General features: G+C 66.6%; 17 protein-coding genes. 11 read left to right on the plus strand and 6 right to left on the minus strand.

Translation table 11 applies throughout. The features are described 5' to 3' along the window. Positions 1-4 precede the first annotated feature (4 nt). The gene (locus ACGFNP_RS07310; protein ID WP_393315848.1) at positions 5-1,540 is read right to left on the minus strand and encodes a hypothetical protein; all 1,536 of its coding nucleotides are present in this window, start codon (positions 1,538-1,540) and stop codon (positions 5-7) included. Positions 1,541-1,863: 323 nt separating this feature from the next. Continuing rightward, positions 1,864-2,778 carry a hypothetical protein gene (locus tag ACGFNP_RS07315; protein WP_393315851.1) on the minus strand — a complete coding sequence of 305 codons (915 nt, stop codon included), beginning with the start codon at positions 2,776-2,778 and terminating at the stop codon, positions 1,864-1,866. A gap of 171 nt (positions 2,779-2,949) precedes the next feature. Between ACGFNP_RS07315 and ACGFNP_RS07320 the strand changes: the two genes are divergently transcribed. The 7 genes from ACGFNP_RS07320 (at position 2,950) to ACGFNP_RS07350 (ending at position 8,751) form a co-directional block, all read left to right on the plus strand. After that, the gene (locus ACGFNP_RS07320; RefSeq protein ID WP_358326256.1) at positions 2,950-3,648 is read left to right on the plus strand and encodes a hypothetical protein; all 699 of its coding nucleotides are present in this window, start codon (positions 2,950-2,952) and stop codon (positions 3,646-3,648) included. A 26-nt stretch (positions 3,649-3,674) separates the two neighbouring features. Beyond that, positions 3,675-4,130: a hypothetical protein gene (locus tag ACGFNP_RS07325; RefSeq protein WP_393315854.1), complete on the plus strand. Its 456-nt coding sequence runs from the start codon at positions 3,675-3,677 to the stop codon at positions 4,128-4,130. Positions 4,131-4,572: 442 nt separating this feature from the next. Then, entirely contained in the window at positions 4,573-5,622 is a 1,050-nt protein-coding gene (locus ACGFNP_RS07330) for a hypothetical protein (RefSeq protein WP_393315857.1), read from the plus strand. Continuing rightward, positions 5,619-6,833: a hypothetical protein gene (locus ACGFNP_RS07335; RefSeq protein ID WP_393315860.1), complete on the plus strand. Its 1,215-nt coding sequence runs from the start codon at positions 5,619-5,621 to the stop codon at positions 6,831-6,833. The genes ACGFNP_RS07330 and ACGFNP_RS07335 overlap by 4 nt, the downstream gene beginning before the upstream one ends. Before the next feature lie 40 nt (positions 6,834-6,873). Continuing rightward, positions 6,874-7,299 carry a hypothetical protein gene (locus ACGFNP_RS07340; RefSeq protein ID WP_358326244.1) on the plus strand — a complete coding sequence of 142 codons (426 nt, stop codon included), beginning with the start codon at positions 6,874-6,876 and terminating at the stop codon, positions 7,297-7,299. A gap of 26 nt (positions 7,300-7,325) precedes the next feature. After that, positions 7,326-7,523: a hypothetical protein gene (locus ACGFNP_RS07345; protein ID WP_219534339.1), complete on the plus strand. Its 198-nt coding sequence runs from the start codon at positions 7,326-7,328 to the stop codon at positions 7,521-7,523. After that, entirely contained in the window at positions 7,516-8,751 is a 1,236-nt protein-coding gene (locus ACGFNP_RS07350) for a ThiF family adenylyltransferase (protein ID WP_358326242.1), read from the plus strand. The genes ACGFNP_RS07345 and ACGFNP_RS07350 overlap by 8 nt, the downstream gene beginning before the upstream one ends. Positions 8,752-8,755: 4 nt before the next feature. Here ACGFNP_RS07350 and ACGFNP_RS07355 read toward each other — a convergent pair whose 3' ends face one another. After that, entirely contained in the window at positions 8,756-9,373 is a 618-nt protein-coding gene (locus ACGFNP_RS07355) for a cysteine hydrolase family protein (protein WP_393315864.1), read from the minus strand. 111 nt (positions 9,374-9,484) lie between these two features. On the opposite strand from ACGFNP_RS07355, the gene ACGFNP_RS07360 reads away from it, so the two are divergent. The 4 genes from ACGFNP_RS07360 (at position 9,485) to folP (ending at position 12,540) form a co-directional block, all read left to right on the plus strand. Beyond that, complete coding sequence (locus ACGFNP_RS07360) at positions 9,485-9,628, plus strand: hypothetical protein (RefSeq protein WP_358326235.1); 144 nt, start codon at positions 9,485-9,487, stop codon at positions 9,626-9,628. 37 nt (positions 9,629-9,665) lie between these two features. Further along, a complete protein-coding gene (locus tag ACGFNP_RS07365) occupies positions 9,666-10,208 on the plus strand; it encodes an SMI1/KNR4 family protein (RefSeq protein WP_358326232.1) in 543 nt (180 codons plus the stop codon). Positions 10,209-10,463: 255 nt separating this feature from the next. Next, the gene (locus ACGFNP_RS07370; RefSeq protein WP_393315867.1) at positions 10,464-11,435 is read left to right on the plus strand and encodes an aldo/keto reductase; all 972 of its coding nucleotides are present in this window, start codon (positions 10,464-10,466) and stop codon (positions 11,433-11,435) included. 241 nt (positions 11,436-11,676) lie between these two features. Further along, positions 11,677-12,540, plus strand: a complete 864-nt coding sequence (folP, locus tag ACGFNP_RS07375) for a dihydropteroate synthase (protein WP_393315870.1) — start codon at positions 11,677-11,679, stop codon at positions 12,538-12,540. 25 nt (positions 12,541-12,565) lie between these two features. Here folP and ACGFNP_RS07380 read toward each other — a convergent pair whose 3' ends face one another. From ACGFNP_RS07380 to ACGFNP_RS07390, 3 genes are all read right to left on the minus strand, one after another. Then, positions 12,566-14,263 carry a tetratricopeptide repeat protein gene (locus ACGFNP_RS07380; RefSeq protein WP_393315873.1) on the minus strand — a complete coding sequence of 566 codons (1,698 nt, stop codon included), beginning with the start codon at positions 14,261-14,263 and terminating at the stop codon, positions 12,566-12,568. Positions 14,264-14,836: 573 nt separating this feature from the next. Next, positions 14,837-15,421 (minus strand): hypothetical protein, encoded by a 585-nt coding sequence (locus ACGFNP_RS07385; RefSeq protein WP_358326220.1) that lies wholly within the window; start codon positions 15,419-15,421, stop codon positions 14,837-14,839. Between the two features lie 13 nt (positions 15,422-15,434). Then, complete coding sequence (locus ACGFNP_RS07390) at positions 15,435-15,959, minus strand: hypothetical protein (protein ID WP_358326217.1); 525 nt, start codon at positions 15,957-15,959, stop codon at positions 15,435-15,437. Positions 15,960-16,189 lie beyond the last annotated feature (230 nt).

Raw genomic sequence — 16,189 nt, forward strand, 5'->3', positions numbered from 1 at the left:
GCGGTCAATTCCCTTCGGTGATGTCATGCTGCTGCGGCGGGAGCGCTTCGCGGCGGCCCGCTTCGGCTCCGACCTGGAAGTCTCCCCACCGCTTCTGAGCCTCCTCCGGAGTGGTGAGCGGCTCTCCGCCCGAGCCGTCAGCACCGCTGGAGCCGCCCGGTCCGCCGGTGGGCCTGGAGCCGGACGCGGCACGCGTCGTCTGGCGGCGGCGCTGCGGCAGCGGCGCCAGCTCCTCCGTGTGGTCACGCCCCGTCGCGGGTTCCGGGCGGCGCGCTTGCGCCGGCTCGGACCGCACGGGCTCCGGTCGGAAGGCGGCCGCGGGTCCCGATCGGATGACCGTGGCGGCGGTCGGGACGCCGGCCCGGACCGGCTCGGGCGCCAGCACCGACGGCCTGCTGTCCTCGGGCATCTCCACCAGCAGGGCTGTGGGAATGCTCAACACGGCCTGGACACCGCCGAAGGCGCTCTTCTTGATCGTGACCTGCATGCCGTAGTGCGCGACCTGGCGGCCGATCGCGGCCCAGCCGGTGCGGGGCGGGTTGCCCAGGTCGACCAGGCGAACCGGGTGGGTGCCGCTCAGCAGGCGGGTCGCGCGGGCGTACTGCTCCTCATTGAGACCGACGCCGGCGTCGTCGATGACGATGGCGGCGCCGTTGTTGGTCTCGTGCACGGCGATGGTCACCTTCAGCGTGCCGTGGGAGTGGTGGACCGCGTTGGCCAGCAGCTCCGCGGTGATGAACAGGATCGACTCCGCGGCGCGGGCGGCGATCCCGATCCGGCGGCGCAGGTGGTTGGCCGGGCCCTCGATGCGCTGCTCGAAGTTCTCCACCCGTGAGATGGCGCCCACCATGAGGTCCACCAGGTAGGTGTCGTCACGCGACAGACCGGGTGTGGCGCCGCAGGCGATGCCGGTGACCTGCACGCGACGGATGATGAGTTCGTTGAACATGTCGAGCCCCAGCACCTCGCGCAGCAGTGTGGTGTGCTCGTCGCCGCTGTAGCGCTGTTGCAGGTCCGCGAGCAGGTCCTGGGCGCGCAGTGCCTGGGTCTGCACCCGGGATATCGCGCCTCTGACGACCGCCTGGGCCGCCTCGTCGATGCGCTCGCCCTCCTCGCGGACACCGCGGGTGAGCGTGTCGAGGATGGCGCGGTGCAGCCGGTCGACGTTCGTGCCGGCGAGCGCCGGATTCTGTACGCCGGGCACGATCACGTGCGGGGCGCGCAGGTGCGACAGCAGGGCGGGGATCCGCTTCGAGACCAGGTACTCGGTCTCGGCGTGCACGAGGTCCTGCTGGGCTCGTGCCTCGCGCAGCAGCTCCGCGCTCTCCTTGGCCTGGTGCTCCGCGCGCACCAGCCGCTGGTCCCTGGCACTGGACTCGCCCGTCAGGTGCACTTGGGCCTGACGGGCCTGAACGAGCTGCCCACGGGCCTGGGCGAGGTCGCGGCGTACCCGCGTGTGGAGGATCAGGACGCCCACGAGGGCGAGGGCGAGAACGGCGGCGCCGATCACTATCGGGACGCTGAAGGAGTCTGACGGCATGGCGATCCTGGGGTCGGGGGAAACCGGCGGAGAGCTATTGACCGCCGGAGAGCCTGCGCTAGCGGCGCGTGGGGGTCTCGCGCAGCGGCCGGCTGGGATCGCGTCGGTGCGACGCGCGCCCTTCCGCGACGCCGGCACGGTTGAGTGCCTGATGCGGTTCGGACTGAGGCATGGCCGGGCCAGGCGACATGGGCATCCTCGGTCTCAGCGGAACGATGGGCAAACGGGAAACCGGAATTTCCAGAACGTCACGATAGTCTACGGTGCGTAAGATCGTAACTGCGTTCGGCCATATATCATGAGATTTGTCGGGATCGATGCCGCTATCCGGCCTCGCCAAGGTCGAAGGCGACGTCGGCGAGGCGAACCGTCCGCACCTCGGGGTCGTCGAGGAGCTTGCGCAGGTCGGCCAGTTTCCAGCGGTCCACGACGAGCCCGTGCACGACGCCCTCCTCGGCGTCCTCGGTGAGCCACTTGTAGTCCAGGTCGAACTCCTTGAGGTCGTCCCCCTCGTTGAGCAGCCCGACCCACCGGCGGAACTCCGCCAGCGCCGCCGTGGGCTCGGTCTCGCACTGATAGCTGACCTCTGTCGAGAAGCCGTCCTTGGTCATGTCGCGGTTCCAGACGACCGCGTTCGCCGAGGGCGGGTCGCTGGAGTCGTCGTAGTAGGACAGCGAGTAGATGTAGGAGACGTCCGCCCCTCCGCAGATCCTGTGCCTCCGGTTGAAGGCGACGAGCCGCTCGGCGGTCATCGAGTCCGCGAACTCCACGACCGCGACGGCGTCGAGCGTTTGGGGAAGTGCGTCGATGGTCTTCCGGGCCTCCTCCGTCAGCTCTTTGTCGACGTCGGCGTCCTCCTCCACGGAATCGATCGCGCGGGCCAGGCCGCCGGACGGCCCTCCGAGGGAGGGAGCCCGGACGGACCCGAACGAGTTCTCCTCGATTGCGTACTCCTCCTCACCCTCGCCGCGACCGGCCTTGCGCGGCTCCCCCAACAGCGTGTAGGTCGTCCCCCACAGTGCCCCGCCATCGCTGTAGCCGCTCGTCAGGCGCTTGTCCGGGTTCACGACGCGGGCGGCCGTGCCGTACACCTGGGCCACCCGCTCGTCGCCGAAGTCGGTGAACAGCCACAGAACCCGCTCGGCCACGCCGAGCACCAGTAACAGCGCCGCGGTAACGGCCACGACCTTGACCAGGGACTTGGCCACGTACGCCCAGTCGGGCTCCCTCACGTTCATCGCCGCGCACTCCTACGATCTAGATCAACTCGGGTACGGCGCACCATAGCGGCCTTGCGAGCGATCGTTGAGCGCCCACCAATGATCCTGCAAAGGAGGTCGCTTATTCCTTGATGCACAGGGTCCGGACGAACCGTCCATACCGGGACCCCTCATATCTAGGAGCACCCGATGAAGCGCACCCTGCTCGGTCTTACGGCCGCCGCCGTCGCGGGCCTGGCCACCGTCGTTCCCGCCGCCACGGCCTCCGCGGCCGCCGGCCCGGACTACTGCCTCGACGGCTATGTCTGGCGCCAGGCCGGACCCACGGACTACGTCTGCGTCAGGGCGAGCGCCCGGTCCCAGGCCGCCGCCGACAACGCGGCCGCAACTCGCCGCTGGATCTCCGGTGACGATGGTCCGCACACCTGCGTCGCAGGCTACGTGTGGCGCAAGGCCTTCGCCGGAGACGAGGTCTGCGTGACGCCGGCCGTACAGTGGCGGGCCGCCACGGACAACGCTCAGGCATCCACCCGCTGGGTGACCACCCGGCTGACGGTCACCTCGTACGTCGACCCCGTGGAGCCCGGCAAGCCCGTACTCTCGGACTCCGACCTCCCAAAGATCATGATCAAGGGCGACCATTTCAACTACGGCACCACCAAGCTGTACATCTACCGGCCCAACCACCAGATCATCTGGCAGGGCACGGCGAAGGCCGCCGGCCACAAGGGAATCGCCGGAGGCAGCTTCAGCGTGAAGACGGGGGTCATCGACTGCCAGAAGCTCGGGAGCACCGATGGCTTCCTCGCCTACGCCCAGGCGCAGGACGGGCTGTCCGGGCGCTGGTCGGACAGGCACCAGGTCAAGGTCGGCTGCACGGTGGCCTGAGTTCATGCAGTAGGCAAGACTGCGGTGTGGACTCCGAAGAGCGAGCCGAACAGGCAGAAGACGAGTTGATGGGCCGCATCTACCCGGCCGTCGAGCCGACCTTCGCCCTCGAACCCCGCCTGTGGACGACGCTGGAACGCGCGCTGGAGGTCGTGGAGCGCGACGTTCGCACCGGAGGGATCACCGGTACGCTCCGCCTGACCACCCACGAGGAGGACAGCAGAAGTCTTGCCTGGGTGGAGTTCCAGGGTCGCTATCACGGCAACGGCATCCCAGCCAACGCGGGAAGCGACCCTCAAGGGGTGCTCTGGGAAGTCGCCGATGCCGTCCAAGAAACGATCATGGCGTTGATCTGGAGAGTCTGGCCCGTCTGCGCCACGCACGATCGTGGCCTGCACGCCGGATGGGAACACGGGATGGCTGTTTGGCGGTGCGCCGGCGATGGAACGCATACTGCCGCGCCCGTCGGTGAACTGTCTTGATCGCGCCGACGCATCCCGAAAAGCGGGAGATCATTCCGCTGGCGCGCCCTTTGGCGGGGCATGCGAGGGCGATAGACCATATATCGGGGCAATTCATAATAATAGCGACAGCAACACACAGCGGCGAGTCGGCGACAATTCGCCCGTAGGAGTCATTCATTCCCTCACGAAACAGACCAGATCATGTGAAAGCCCTTTCCGACTCAGAGAATCTTGGAGCGCGTAGCCAACGGCGTTATATTGCATGATTTCTCCGGTCATAGAGGTTTATGATGGCCTCCTGTTCGCGGGACCCGGGGAATCCCGTTGTGGAGGTAGCAGGGGGGCATGAGGCATGGAGTGGTTTCTGGGTCTCATCGGCGGATCTCTGATCAAGGGCTTCGTCAACTTGATTCCGCAACTCATCGGCGACGAATTACGCACCCGCGGCGTCATCCGTACAATGAACCACCAAGACGGGCTGAGCCGAGTCGCCGATGAACGGCGGCAGGCCGCGCGGATGGCCTATCTGGACGAAGAGCACCGGCGACAGCTCCTGTTGGAACGTTACAAAAGCCTGAACGCGCACTATCCACTGGGCACCATCGGACGGCTGCGCTCGATGACCACCGATCAGCGGCCGGCGGTGCTGGTCTCGCCGATGAGCTTCGCCGGTGGCACGAGTGGCCGGGTCACCGGTCTGGTCCACGACGCGTTACGCCAGATCCCGGACTTCTCCCGGCATGCCGCGCTGCACACAGGGGCGTTCGTCAGCGACGGCGGAGTGAGCCGGCTGATCGAGGGCTCGACGGGCGCGGCGGAGATCAGCGCCCTGGAGTTCCCCTCGCACCCGGCGGTGGTCGTCTACTTCGAAGCCGACGGCGATCAGCTCAACGCGTTCGCGTATCTGAGCTCTCTCTTCCCGACGGTCGACGGTCTGACAGGCTTCCCGATCCGGATCGCGTGCTTCGGCTGGGACGACCGGACGACCATGGGCCAGTCCGGCGAGGGCGCGCTGCCCATCTGGCAGTACATCAACATGACCGAGCTGGACCACCCGGACGAGCAGATCGTCGCGGCGATCGTGGCCTGGTTCGTACTGACCTGCGTGGAGACCTACTGGCAGCTTCGCGGCGCCGTGGTGAGCCTGCGCCCGGACACAGCCGGGCCCATCGGCGGTCCCGCGCCCGCGCCGGCCGACGCACCGGCTCAGGCCATCGGAGCCCAGGACGTCGGCGCCCAGGACGTGTTCGCCTGCCGGGTGGAGATGGAAGTCATGGAACTCGAGCGACGTGGCTTCACCGTGGACACCCTGGAGCTCGATCGAGATCGCGTGGCGCTGATCGTCTCGACGAACGCCCTGGGGGTCTCCTTCGTGCTCGACGCCGGCTTCCCCGCCACCCCGCCCGACGTCTTCTACGTGGAGGACACCGGACCGGAGCACCTCGAGCTCGACTCATCCATCTGGTCACCGGAGCGGACCCTGCTCGACATCGTGGAGGTGCTCGGATGAGCGAGCATTTCGTGGTCCGCATCTATGAGTCCGAACTCGCGGTGATCACTGACGAGACCTTGGACCATCACGAGCTGGAGACCGGTGGCAGCCTCTTCGGCCTCTTCGGCCACGGCGGCGGGCCGACCGTCTTCCTCGCGACGCGTCCGGCGGGAGAGGTCCTGAAACGACAGACCTCACTGGAACTCGACCCGCAGGTGACCCGCGCGCTCGAGCAGGTCGCCTGGGACGGGTTCGGGGTCCAATGCATCGGCATGTGGCACTCCCACCATTGGATCGGTCTGATGGAACCGAGCAGTGGCGACCGGGAGCGCACCCGCAGGTACGCGCAGAAGTATCACCGTCCGCAGTACACCGAGATACTCGCCAACTTCGTCAGCAAGGACACGGCGAATTCCCGGCATGGCCGGGGCAGGCCCGGGAGCGACTACCGCGTCCAGCTCACGCCCTTCTTCTATCTGGACGCCCGTAACCTCACCAGGGCGGAGACCTTCTTCCACGTGCTCCCCGGGGAGAGCCCGCTGCGCGGCACCCTCGCCAGGCTCGTGGGCGGGCTCGTGGACAGACCTGGCCTCAGCACGGCCATGCGGCCCGCTTCGCGGCTGCCGCAGGAGTCCTACCGGCTTGCCGGATCGGCCGCGTCGGCGGTGTCCGGGTGGCGGCGTTTCGTCTCGGGCGTACGGTCGGACTCCGGGGACGTCGACGAGGTCGCCGACGACCACCGCGCCGACGATTCACTTGAGGCATCGGACGCCAAGCCGGTAGCCGAGGAGCTCGCCGGCAGCTCGGCGGTCTCCGAGAAACGGCCGGACGATCCGGAGGAGCGGCCGCGAGAGGCAGCGGCTCCCACGAAGCCGTCACCTCCCTCGGAAGGGCGGATCGCGCTCCTGCCGATCCCTGATCTCCCCGACTTCGTCACCCAGTACATCGAGCCCGCGGTGCGGCCGCTGGCCGGCCGTTACGACGTCGAGATCAAGGTGATCCATGCGGACCGCATCGCCGTGATCGTGAGAATTCCCGGCCGCGCGACGCGCCTTCTCCTGTTCGCCGCCTGGGACGGCGAACGCGCTGTCATCGCCGACTGCAGAGTCGCGGTGGCGCGCGGGAAGTCGCACGAGGTCGTGGAATGGCGCGCGCGGCAGCGGGCGGACCTGTACGACCTGCGCGTCCCGCTGAATTGGGGAGTCCTGCTTCTGGAAAAGCTTCGTTGAATTCTAGGGGGGAACTGTGGCCTGGGATTACTACCAGAGAATGCGACTCGTCGAAGACTCGAATGGGCTGCGGACGTACTTCCCGTCCTTCAGCTTCTACGAACCGACCGGTCACACATATGTCAGCGGTTACTGGACGAGCAACATGGGCAACGGCTACGGGGTGACGATCACCGTCCCGCCCGGCTATCCGGACGAGTGCCCGAGCACCTACGTCAGCTATCCCAGCCCGTTGCAGGGCTATATGGGGTGGCGGACGATCGAGTCTTACGGCACCAGCCACGATATGCACACCTGGAAGACCGATCAGCCGGGGTGGGTGAAGATCTGCACCTATCGTCCCGAGCACTGGTCGGTCGAGCACTCGATGCTGAAGATAGTCGAGAAAGGCCTGCTGTGGATCGTCGCGTATGAATGCCACCTGCAAGACGGCAAGCCGATCAAGAATTTTCTCATAGACGCGTGAAAGAATCGAAACCGCAGGAGGCCCCCATGGCCACGGATAAACACAACGACATCCGGGCGTTCATGGAACAGATGAAGGCATCGGGGGGAAACCCGCCGTCCGGCAAGCGGATGGTGCTCAACCCGCAGACCGGCAAGTTCGAAGTGCGCTCGGTCGGCGACCGGCCCGGCGACCAGATCCCGAACGTGTCCGCCGAGGACATGAAGGCGTTCGCTCATGACTGACCAGGCGACCGTGCCCCGCCATGTGGTGTTCACGGACAGCGCGCTCGCCGTCATCGCGCGAGTCGCGACGCCCGGCCCGAAGAGGCTGGGCATGCGGCTGCGCGACCAGGGTGACCTGGCGACCGTCGAGGGAGCGGCCGGCAACGACGTTCTGGTGCTGCCGGAACAGCCCGCGGACGACTGGGTCCTCGACGAGCCCGGCCCGCTGATCGTGTGCTGGACCGAGGACGACGGCATCCGCGCGCATCGCACGTCCGGCTTGGGCCTGCCGGTCGGGGAACGGATCGGGACCTCCGTGGTCCCCGCCGCCGCGGACGCCTTCGAGCGCGTGCACGGCATCTTCGAGACCGACGTGCTCCGGAAGAAGTCCGTCGCGGTGCTCGGCCTGGGCTCCGGCGGCAGCTTCATCGTGCGCGAACTCGCCAAAGCCGGAGTCGGCCGCTTCCTGCTCCTCGACCACGACCGGCTCGAGGTGGGGAACGTCTCGCGGCACGAGTGCGGGCTCGCGGACGTCGGCCGGCTGAAGGCCAACGCGATGCGCGACGTCGTACATCAGCACCATCCTGCCGCGCGGGTCTTCACCAGCGGCCTGCACCTGAACGGTGAGACCCGCCGGCAGGTCAAGGACCTGATCAGGTACGTCGAGGCGGATCTGGTGATCTGCGCGACCGATACCCGGGAGAGCCGGCTGCTGATCAACCGGATGTGCCTGCAAGAGGGGCTTCCGCTGATCCTCGGGGGTGTCTACCGTCGCGCGTACGGCGGCATCGTGCAGCGGGTCATCCCTGGTCTGACGCCCTGTTACCAATGCTTCGTACAGGCGCTTCCCGAACAGGCCGCCGACAACGAGATCAGCAGTGCGGAGGACGCCGCGCGCGTCTCCTACACCGACCGCGCGGTGGCCCCGCAGCCGGGACTGTCCACCGATATCGTGCCCATCGCCCTCCACATGGCCAAGCTGGCGTTGCTGGAGCTGCTCGACGGCGAGTCGCCCGCGTTCGCCACCCTCGGCGCCGACCTCGTCGCCCCGATCCACCAGTGGATCAACCGCCGGGAGCTGGCCCACGCGGGACTCGAGCCGATGGGGGTGTCCATCGACCAGCAGAGCGTGCTCCGCTGGTACGGAGTCCTCCTCCACCAGCTCGAAGACTGCGCGGTCTGCGCGGCCGGCTCCGCCGTGGCCAAGTCGGAAGACGACGAGTACTTCGGCGGCCCCGAACCTGCCTGACCGGTCATGCCCTGCTGGTCGCCGTCTCGTGCAGGAATGAGCGCAGTTCGGCGGTGTCGATGATGTGCGCCAGTCTCGGGAGAACGCTGGTCATCAGGGTGTGGTGGGCTTGCGGGTCCGGGTCGGTGACGCCGTCGGACAGGATGTAGAGCTGGTAGTCGCGGTCGGCGGCGTCGATGACGGTGGACAGGACGACGCCGCTGGTGGTGATGCCGGCGATGACCAGGGTGGTGATGCCGCGATCTCGTAGCCGCCGGTCAAGGTCTGTCGTGGACAGCGCGCCGTAGCGGGTCTTGCGGACGGTGATGTCACCGGGCTCGGGGGCGAGCTGATCGTGAAAGGCGGTGACGGGATCCTCGTGGTGCATGAGGCGTTGCCGGCCGATGAAGGAGAAGGTCTTGTTGGCCGGCGGGATCGCGGCCCAATCGGCTTCGGTGAAGCCGACCCGTACGTAGGCGATGGCAGCGCCGTGCGCTCGCATGTCGGCGATGGCGCCGGCCACCCGTGACAGCAGTGCTTCAGGGTCGGCCGACTCGGGGAGCGAGGCCAGGATCGCCGGCTGGTAGTCCATGACGAGCAGTGCGGTGGTCCGAGGGTCCAGCGCCGGGGTGGTGACGGTCATGTCTCTCCTTTTGGATGATGAGGGGGTTCCGGGGCCGGATGAGGCGTCTTTCGCGCTCGCGGTGGCTTGTAGTCCCTTGGCGCCGCTCATCAAATCGGAGCCTGTCGCGGGGTGTCCAACAACCGACACGCCGAGGGAAACAACCAGGAGTTGTTCATGGAGCTGGACCTCGGTGCCGTCAGGACCTTCCTCGCCGTCGTCGACGACGGGCATTTCACCGAGGCGACCGCGACCGTCCCGGCGGCTCGCGCTTGAATCACCAGGCTTCCAGCGATCGTCTAATCTTTCGGAGGTGGCGAACACATCCGAAGACCTCGCATTGCCCACCGCCCTGGCCGAGGTGGCCGAGGTCGGCTTCGAGTGGGAGTGGGACGAGGAGACCGACGAGGCCAGCGGCTGTGATTTCGAGCCGTACGACCAGTTCGAGGAGCCCGACCGGACAGCGTGGTGGTTTCGCCTGTGGACCGGCAACCAAGAGGTCGACGGCAGCGAGTTCCGCTTCTTCGGCACGACCGGGGCGGGTGACTACACCGGCTTCTGGCTGGTACGGCCCGATGCGGCGATCATCGACCAGCCCGTCGTGTACATCGGTTCCGAGGGTGAGTACGGTGTGATCGCCCGCGATCTCGGCGACCTCCTCTGGCTGTTCGCCGCCGGTCTGGGCCCCGCCGAGGCCTTCACGGACCCGGACTCCCCGGCACAGCCGAACGAGGCCTTCCATGCCATCGCCGAGCGACACGCACCCGGCCGCCGCCGTTCCCCCAGTCAGATCGTGACCGCCGCACGAGCGGAGTTCCCGCATTTCCCGGATCTCATCGACGCGATGTGCCGCTGAACGGCACTCACCACTGATGCCCCCTCATGGCACAGCGCGTGTAGGCATCTCCGTCGTGAATGACTGGGAACTGCCCGGAACCGATTGCGGTGCGCTATAGGGCCGGTCGTTCAGAGGTGCCGAACAGTGTCGCAAGCTACAAACGGGCGCTTGTCCTTGGGCACGGAGCCCAAGAAGGCGTGACCGATCACGGCGCGGGACCCGGTAAGCATGTGGTGGACGGACGATATCGACTGAGAAAGCAGAGGCGCCGCGATGCGCGATGAGCTGGTTGTGCGGCCGATGGGCAGGCTCGGGTTGCCGGTCACGCCGGTGGGGATCGGGCTGGCCGCGCTGGGCCGGCCGGCGTACATCACACTCGGCCGGGAGGAGGATCTCGGCGGTGATCGCAGCGTCGCCGCGATGCGGGCGCGGACCTGGGCGGTGCTGGATGCGGCGCTGGCGGCCGGCGTACGGTACTTCGACGTGGCCCGCTCCTACGGCAGAGCCGAGGAGTTCCTCGCCGGCTGGCTGCGTGAGCGCGCCATCGCGCCCGGGGCCGTCACTGTGGGGTCGAAATGGGGGTACGCCTACGTCGGCGACTGGCAGATGGACGCCGACCGGCACGAGGTGAAGGAACTGTCCGCTGACCGGCTGCGACACCAGCTGGGCCAGACCCGAGCGCTGCTGGGCGAGCATCTTTCGCTGTACCAGATCCACTCGGCCACCGTCGAAAGCGGCGCGCTCGACGACGAGGACATCTTGGCCGAGTTGCGTGAGTTGCGCGCCGGGGGCGTCTCGGTCGGCCTGTCCACGACCGGTCCGCGCCAGGCGGACACCATTGATCGGGCGGTCGAGATCGGCCTGTTCGACACGGTCCAGGCCACCTGGAACCTGCTGGAGCGATCCGCCGGCCCGGCCCTGGCTCGGGCGCACCGTTCCGGCATGGGGGTGATCGTCAAGGAGGGCGTGGCGAACGGCCGCCTGACCTCCCACACCGCCCCTGCCGCGCTCGCCCATGCCGCCCGGGAACGCGGCCTCACGCCGGACGCCCTGGCCTTGGCGGCCATCCTCGCCCAACCGTGGGCCGGCGTGGTGCTCAGCGGGGCCGCCTCGGTGGATCAGTTCCGCAGCAACCTGACCGCGATCCGCGTCGACTGGGATACGGAACTGGACGAGCGTCTGGCCGTACTGACTGAGAGCCCTCAGACGTACTGGACGACACGAAGCTCGCTGAAATGGCAGTGATCGCTCCGTTGCGGGGACTGTTCGTGGCTGGGTTGTGAACTTTTCGCGGTGACTCGTAGAGGGTTCGGCGTCCTCCACCTCGCGCGCGCAGGCGACGCCGCAGGAAGGCACCTCATGCTGGCAGACCGGTCGGGTCCCAATGAGGTGGCGGCTATGTCGATCCCCATGATGCGGCGTATGCTGGGCCTTTTCATGGCTTTGAGCGGATCATTTATTTTGGACGGAGCCGAACGTAATGCAGGTGTACTATCCCAAGCTCATTGCGCCGGTGCGGAGAGTGGGAAGGCGAGAATTCGACCTGTCCCGGCACGTGGTCGTGATGGGAATTGTGAATCGTACGCCAAACTCGGGCCTGGATCCGAATCGGTCGATGGAGGCCGGTGAGGCGATCAGGACGGCGGAGCGGGCACTACGGGATGGCGCGGAATGGCTTGATGTAGGGGGCCGGGCGTTCCGCTCTGATCAGCCGCCGTTGTCGGGGGCGGAAGAGATAGACCGAGTGGTGCCCGTGATCAAGGGTATCCGGGAGAAGAGTGACGCCGTGATCAGCGTGGACACCCATCTGCCGGAGGTCGCGGAGGCGGCTTACAAGGCGGGTGCCGACGTTATCAATGACACGAACGGGCTCCGTGCGCCGGGAATGGCGAGCCTTATTGCCGAAACGGGGATGAGCGTTGTCATCACGCACAGCATCGGTGGGCCAGGGGAGGTGGTAGCGAGTCCGCAATATGCGGATGTCGTTGGCGAGGTGGCGGAATTCCTTCGGCAACGGGCGGACACCGCAGTCGGCTGTGGCATCAAACCGGAGAAAATATTCATCGATCCGGGGCATGATCTGAACAAGACCACCGAGCACTCGAACACGATAACCCGCCGGCTGGGAGAGATCGCGGCAATGGGATATCCGGTGCTCGTGGCGTGCAGCAACAAGCATTTCATCCGGGAAAGCCTCGGGGTGGTGCCGGGCAGCGAAGCACTGAAGGCCGGAACGATTGCGGCGAACACGATGTGCGTCTATCGGGGCGCGAGGGTCGTGCGGGTCCATGATGTCGCCGGGAATGTCGCTGCGATGAGGACAGCGGAATCAATGCTCGGCATGGCGTAAATCTGTGCGGTAGGAGCCAAGCCCGTTATTGGGGCGGCGAAGGGTCCTGCTTGGACGGGCGTTCCTCAGGTTTCGGGGTGCGCGGGGGCCGCATCATCGACGGGTCGGCGTAGGCGAGATAACCGTACTGGGAGTACTGCTCGGCCCGCCGTAGATCCTTTTCCCGCCTCTCGAGGTCACGCAGCGCCCTGCGCGCGAGCTGCTCCGTCTCCGGGTGCCCGCTGGCGATCGCCTCGCGGTACCAGCGGCGGGCCTCGTCCTGGTTTCCCTGCCGCTCCTCCAGCCACCCGAGATTGTGCATCGCGCCGGGCGCCTCGTTCGGATGACCGGAGGCGATGGTCTCCCGATACCAGCGCCGGGCTTCTTCCACATGCCCCTGCTGCTTTTCCATCAGTCCGAGGTCGTGCATCGCGTTCGGCGCGTGATCGGGATGGCCTGAGGCGATCGTCTCCCCGTACCAGAGCCGGGCGGGAGCAATCTCGTTCTTCTCGTGCAGCAACGCGCCCAGATGGATCATGGCCCAGGGCGCGTGTTCGGGATGACCGGTGGCGATCGCCACACCGAACCAGTGCCGGGCCTCGTCCAGATTGCCCTGCTGCTTTTCCATCAGTCCCAGACTGCATTTGGCACGGGGCGCGTGTTCGGGATGACCGCTGGCGATCGCCTCGCCATACCAGTGCCGGGCTTGCTCGACATTGCCTTGGCGCTTTTCCATCAGGCCGAGCTCGTACATCGCGTACGGCGAATGGTCGGGATGGCGGAGGGCGATCGCCTTCCTCCACCAGCGGCGCGCCGCATCGAATTCCCCGGCATCTTGTAACTGACTGGCGGTTCGCCCCCACACGTCCGCCTCGATGTCGGTGTCGGGGTGATCCAGCAGGGAGAACGCCGCCGGGTACGCCTGCTGCTGCAGAGCGGCATAACCGATGTCCCGGCGCTGATCCCCATCGAAGTACTCGTCGGCATAAGCCCATAAGGCGTCGTGCACGGGCCAGCGGGCCGGTTCGCTCGCGTCCTCGGCGAACACCGTCAGCAGCGAGTGCGGACCATAGAACCGGCCCGACCCCGAAGCCTTGAGATCGATCAGCCGCGGTCGGCTGCTGTCGGCGGTCATGGCCCACTTCAGGGCCGAGCGGTAGCCGGTGACGGGTACGGGAGCATCGGGCGGGAGAGCGGCAATCTCGCGCCGGTAAGTCTGGAAGAGATGGTCAAGAATGTCGCGGGTGAGCAAGCGCTGGGTGTCCAGGTGCAGCCGGTACCAATCGGTGACGGCGTGCAGCACCGCCATGCGGTCGGTGAAGTGTTCCCCGTCACCGGCCAGGGCACGGCGGAGCTCTTCCCAGGCCACCATGAGGCGGCCCATCAGCACATCATGGCCTTCGGCCAGCACCGGCCGCAGAGCGGCGTAGGCGTTACAGGACTCGAGGGCTCGACGCTCGACCGGCGTGATGGTCCCCAGTTCGACCCGCACCGCGTTCTCGTCGAGGAATCTGGCCGTCCGGCCGGAGAGCGGCTCTTCCCGAGGCCCTCCGTAGGCCAGGGTGACCGCCACCCACAAGCCTGGCGTGAACCGGTCCAGCGGAATCGCCGCCAGATCATCCAGGCGCTGCGGAACCAGGCCGTCCAGCCAGAGCAGCACAACACCACCACGATCGGCGCGATGACGGGCCGCGTGCTCGATCATCGCGCCGACCGGCAGGCGGGGATCGTCGTGGTAGGCCACCACCCGACAGTGACCGGGCAGGTGAGTGAGCACCGCGTGCGCGAGTGTGGCGGTGGCTCCCGCGAGCCGAGGCCCGTGGACGATCACGAGACGCGGGCCGTCGTCGTCGCTGAACGCCGCTGCCAGCAGATCGTCGGCGGCACGCGGAATGTAGGGCTGCTGCCCGTCGGCGGCGAACCGGTTGACGTGTACCCCCAGATCCCGTGGACTGATCTCGTTCAGCTCTTTCGGGCGGCCGCTGCCGTCAGTGAGATCCGGCCACAGGACCGGCTGGAGCTCGGCGTAGCACCGCCAGCACCAGCCCCAGGACCAACCACAGCGGCTCAAAATCGCCGCCGTTGAGCACCTGGTTGGTCGCCACTCCCAAGCTGATCGTCAGCACCGCGGCGGCGATGACGTACGCCACACTGCGCGCCGTCTTCACGGTGGGGCGCCGGCGACGTGTGGCACTGCGCTGAGGGGCCATGCTCGGTCCTCTCCAGAGCTGCAGGGTCCCACAATGGCTTAATAGTGCACCCGGAGATGCCGAAGAGCCCGCACAGGGCGGGCTTTTCGGGGTTGGATACTTCCGAATTAAGACATCGTCTCCAGTTCGGCACGCGTCAGCTTGAGGGGGTTATCCGGCAGCGACGCGGGGTTGCTGGAGGTGTCCAGCGGATACTTCGCCTGGACGGGGTTGAGCAGTGCGGCGGGCGAGTCAGGGTAGGTTTCCAGGAACAGGACGTAGCCGCTGTCCTCGTTCATCGCAGTGGTGTGTTCCTCCGCGTAGGTCACACCTTCGAAGTTTCCCCCGAGCTCTTTGACCTCGATGGACTGCCCCGCCTGAGCCTGACCTTTGAAGACCTTTATCACCTGGGCGGTGTAGACGGTGATGACCGTCGGTGGGGCCTCGGGCTCAGCGGCCACCGCGGCAGGGGCTCCCGCGTTGGGATTCAGGTTCGGATCTGTCTCTGCCGGATCGGGCGCTTCCGCCTGTTCCTGGAGATAACGCGGCTCCCCGACGATGCGGGCTTCGACGACCAGGGTCGCCTTGTCGAAGAGCGCATCGGCGCTCTGGTACTGGGGATAGTCGGCTCGATAGAGGACGGGTTCCTCATGCGCCGAGCATGCGGTCACGAACACCGCGGCGAAGACAATCGCGCCAAGACGCCGTAGCACTGGTCGGCCTCCTTTAGTAGTAGGCGTTGACGTCGGCGACATCGTGCGACTGGGGCTTGGTCATCGAGTTGCGGTTCCTGCTCGAATTCATGATCGAGGTGCCCGAGTTGTGCGCGAGGTTCAACGCGTGCCCGAGCTCGTGAACCAACGTGCTCGTGACGAAGTTCGAGAAATTCGACGCGTCCCTGTTGATCGTCCGGGAGTTCAGCCGGATGTACATGCACATCCCGCCGCACCGCTGATAGTGCCCATAATAGGTGTTGCTGTAGGACTTCACCGTGATCGTCGAGCCGGAATTCGAGTTCTTGTAGAAATTGGCCGGGCTCGAGGTCGCGTTCCAGTTGGCCAGCGCCTTGTTCATCGGCGTCTGCCAGGTGCCGTTATAGCTGTAGGGGTAGATGTGAATACTGGCGATGTCCTGGCCGGTGCCGTTCCAGTGGGCGAATGCCGGCGAGATACCCACCGTCCCCACCAGCATGACGGCGAGGACCAGGAAAAATCCTCGCCGCGCGTTACGTCCTAACGTTCCCGGATGCATTTTCGAGACGTCACTCCTTGCGTTCTGGAGTTGCCGTGCGTGAACACAAAAGGGGGCTGATCGAAGCGCTTTGAACGGAGTATGAATGCCAGAATGATCACGTGTCAAGGATCGTTGAGCGGGATTTCAGAGGCATGGGCATGAGGGCGCGAAATGAGGTGCGCCGGAGCGTCCTGGAGGGTTGAGCAAGCATGATTTCTTCCCTGCGAAGAGTCCACACACACGTCCTC

This window comes from Nonomuraea sp. NPDC049269, assembly GCF_043197155.1.
In the GTDB taxonomy this organism is placed as follows: domain Bacteria; phylum Actinomycetota; class Actinomycetes; order Streptosporangiales; family Streptosporangiaceae; genus Nonomuraea.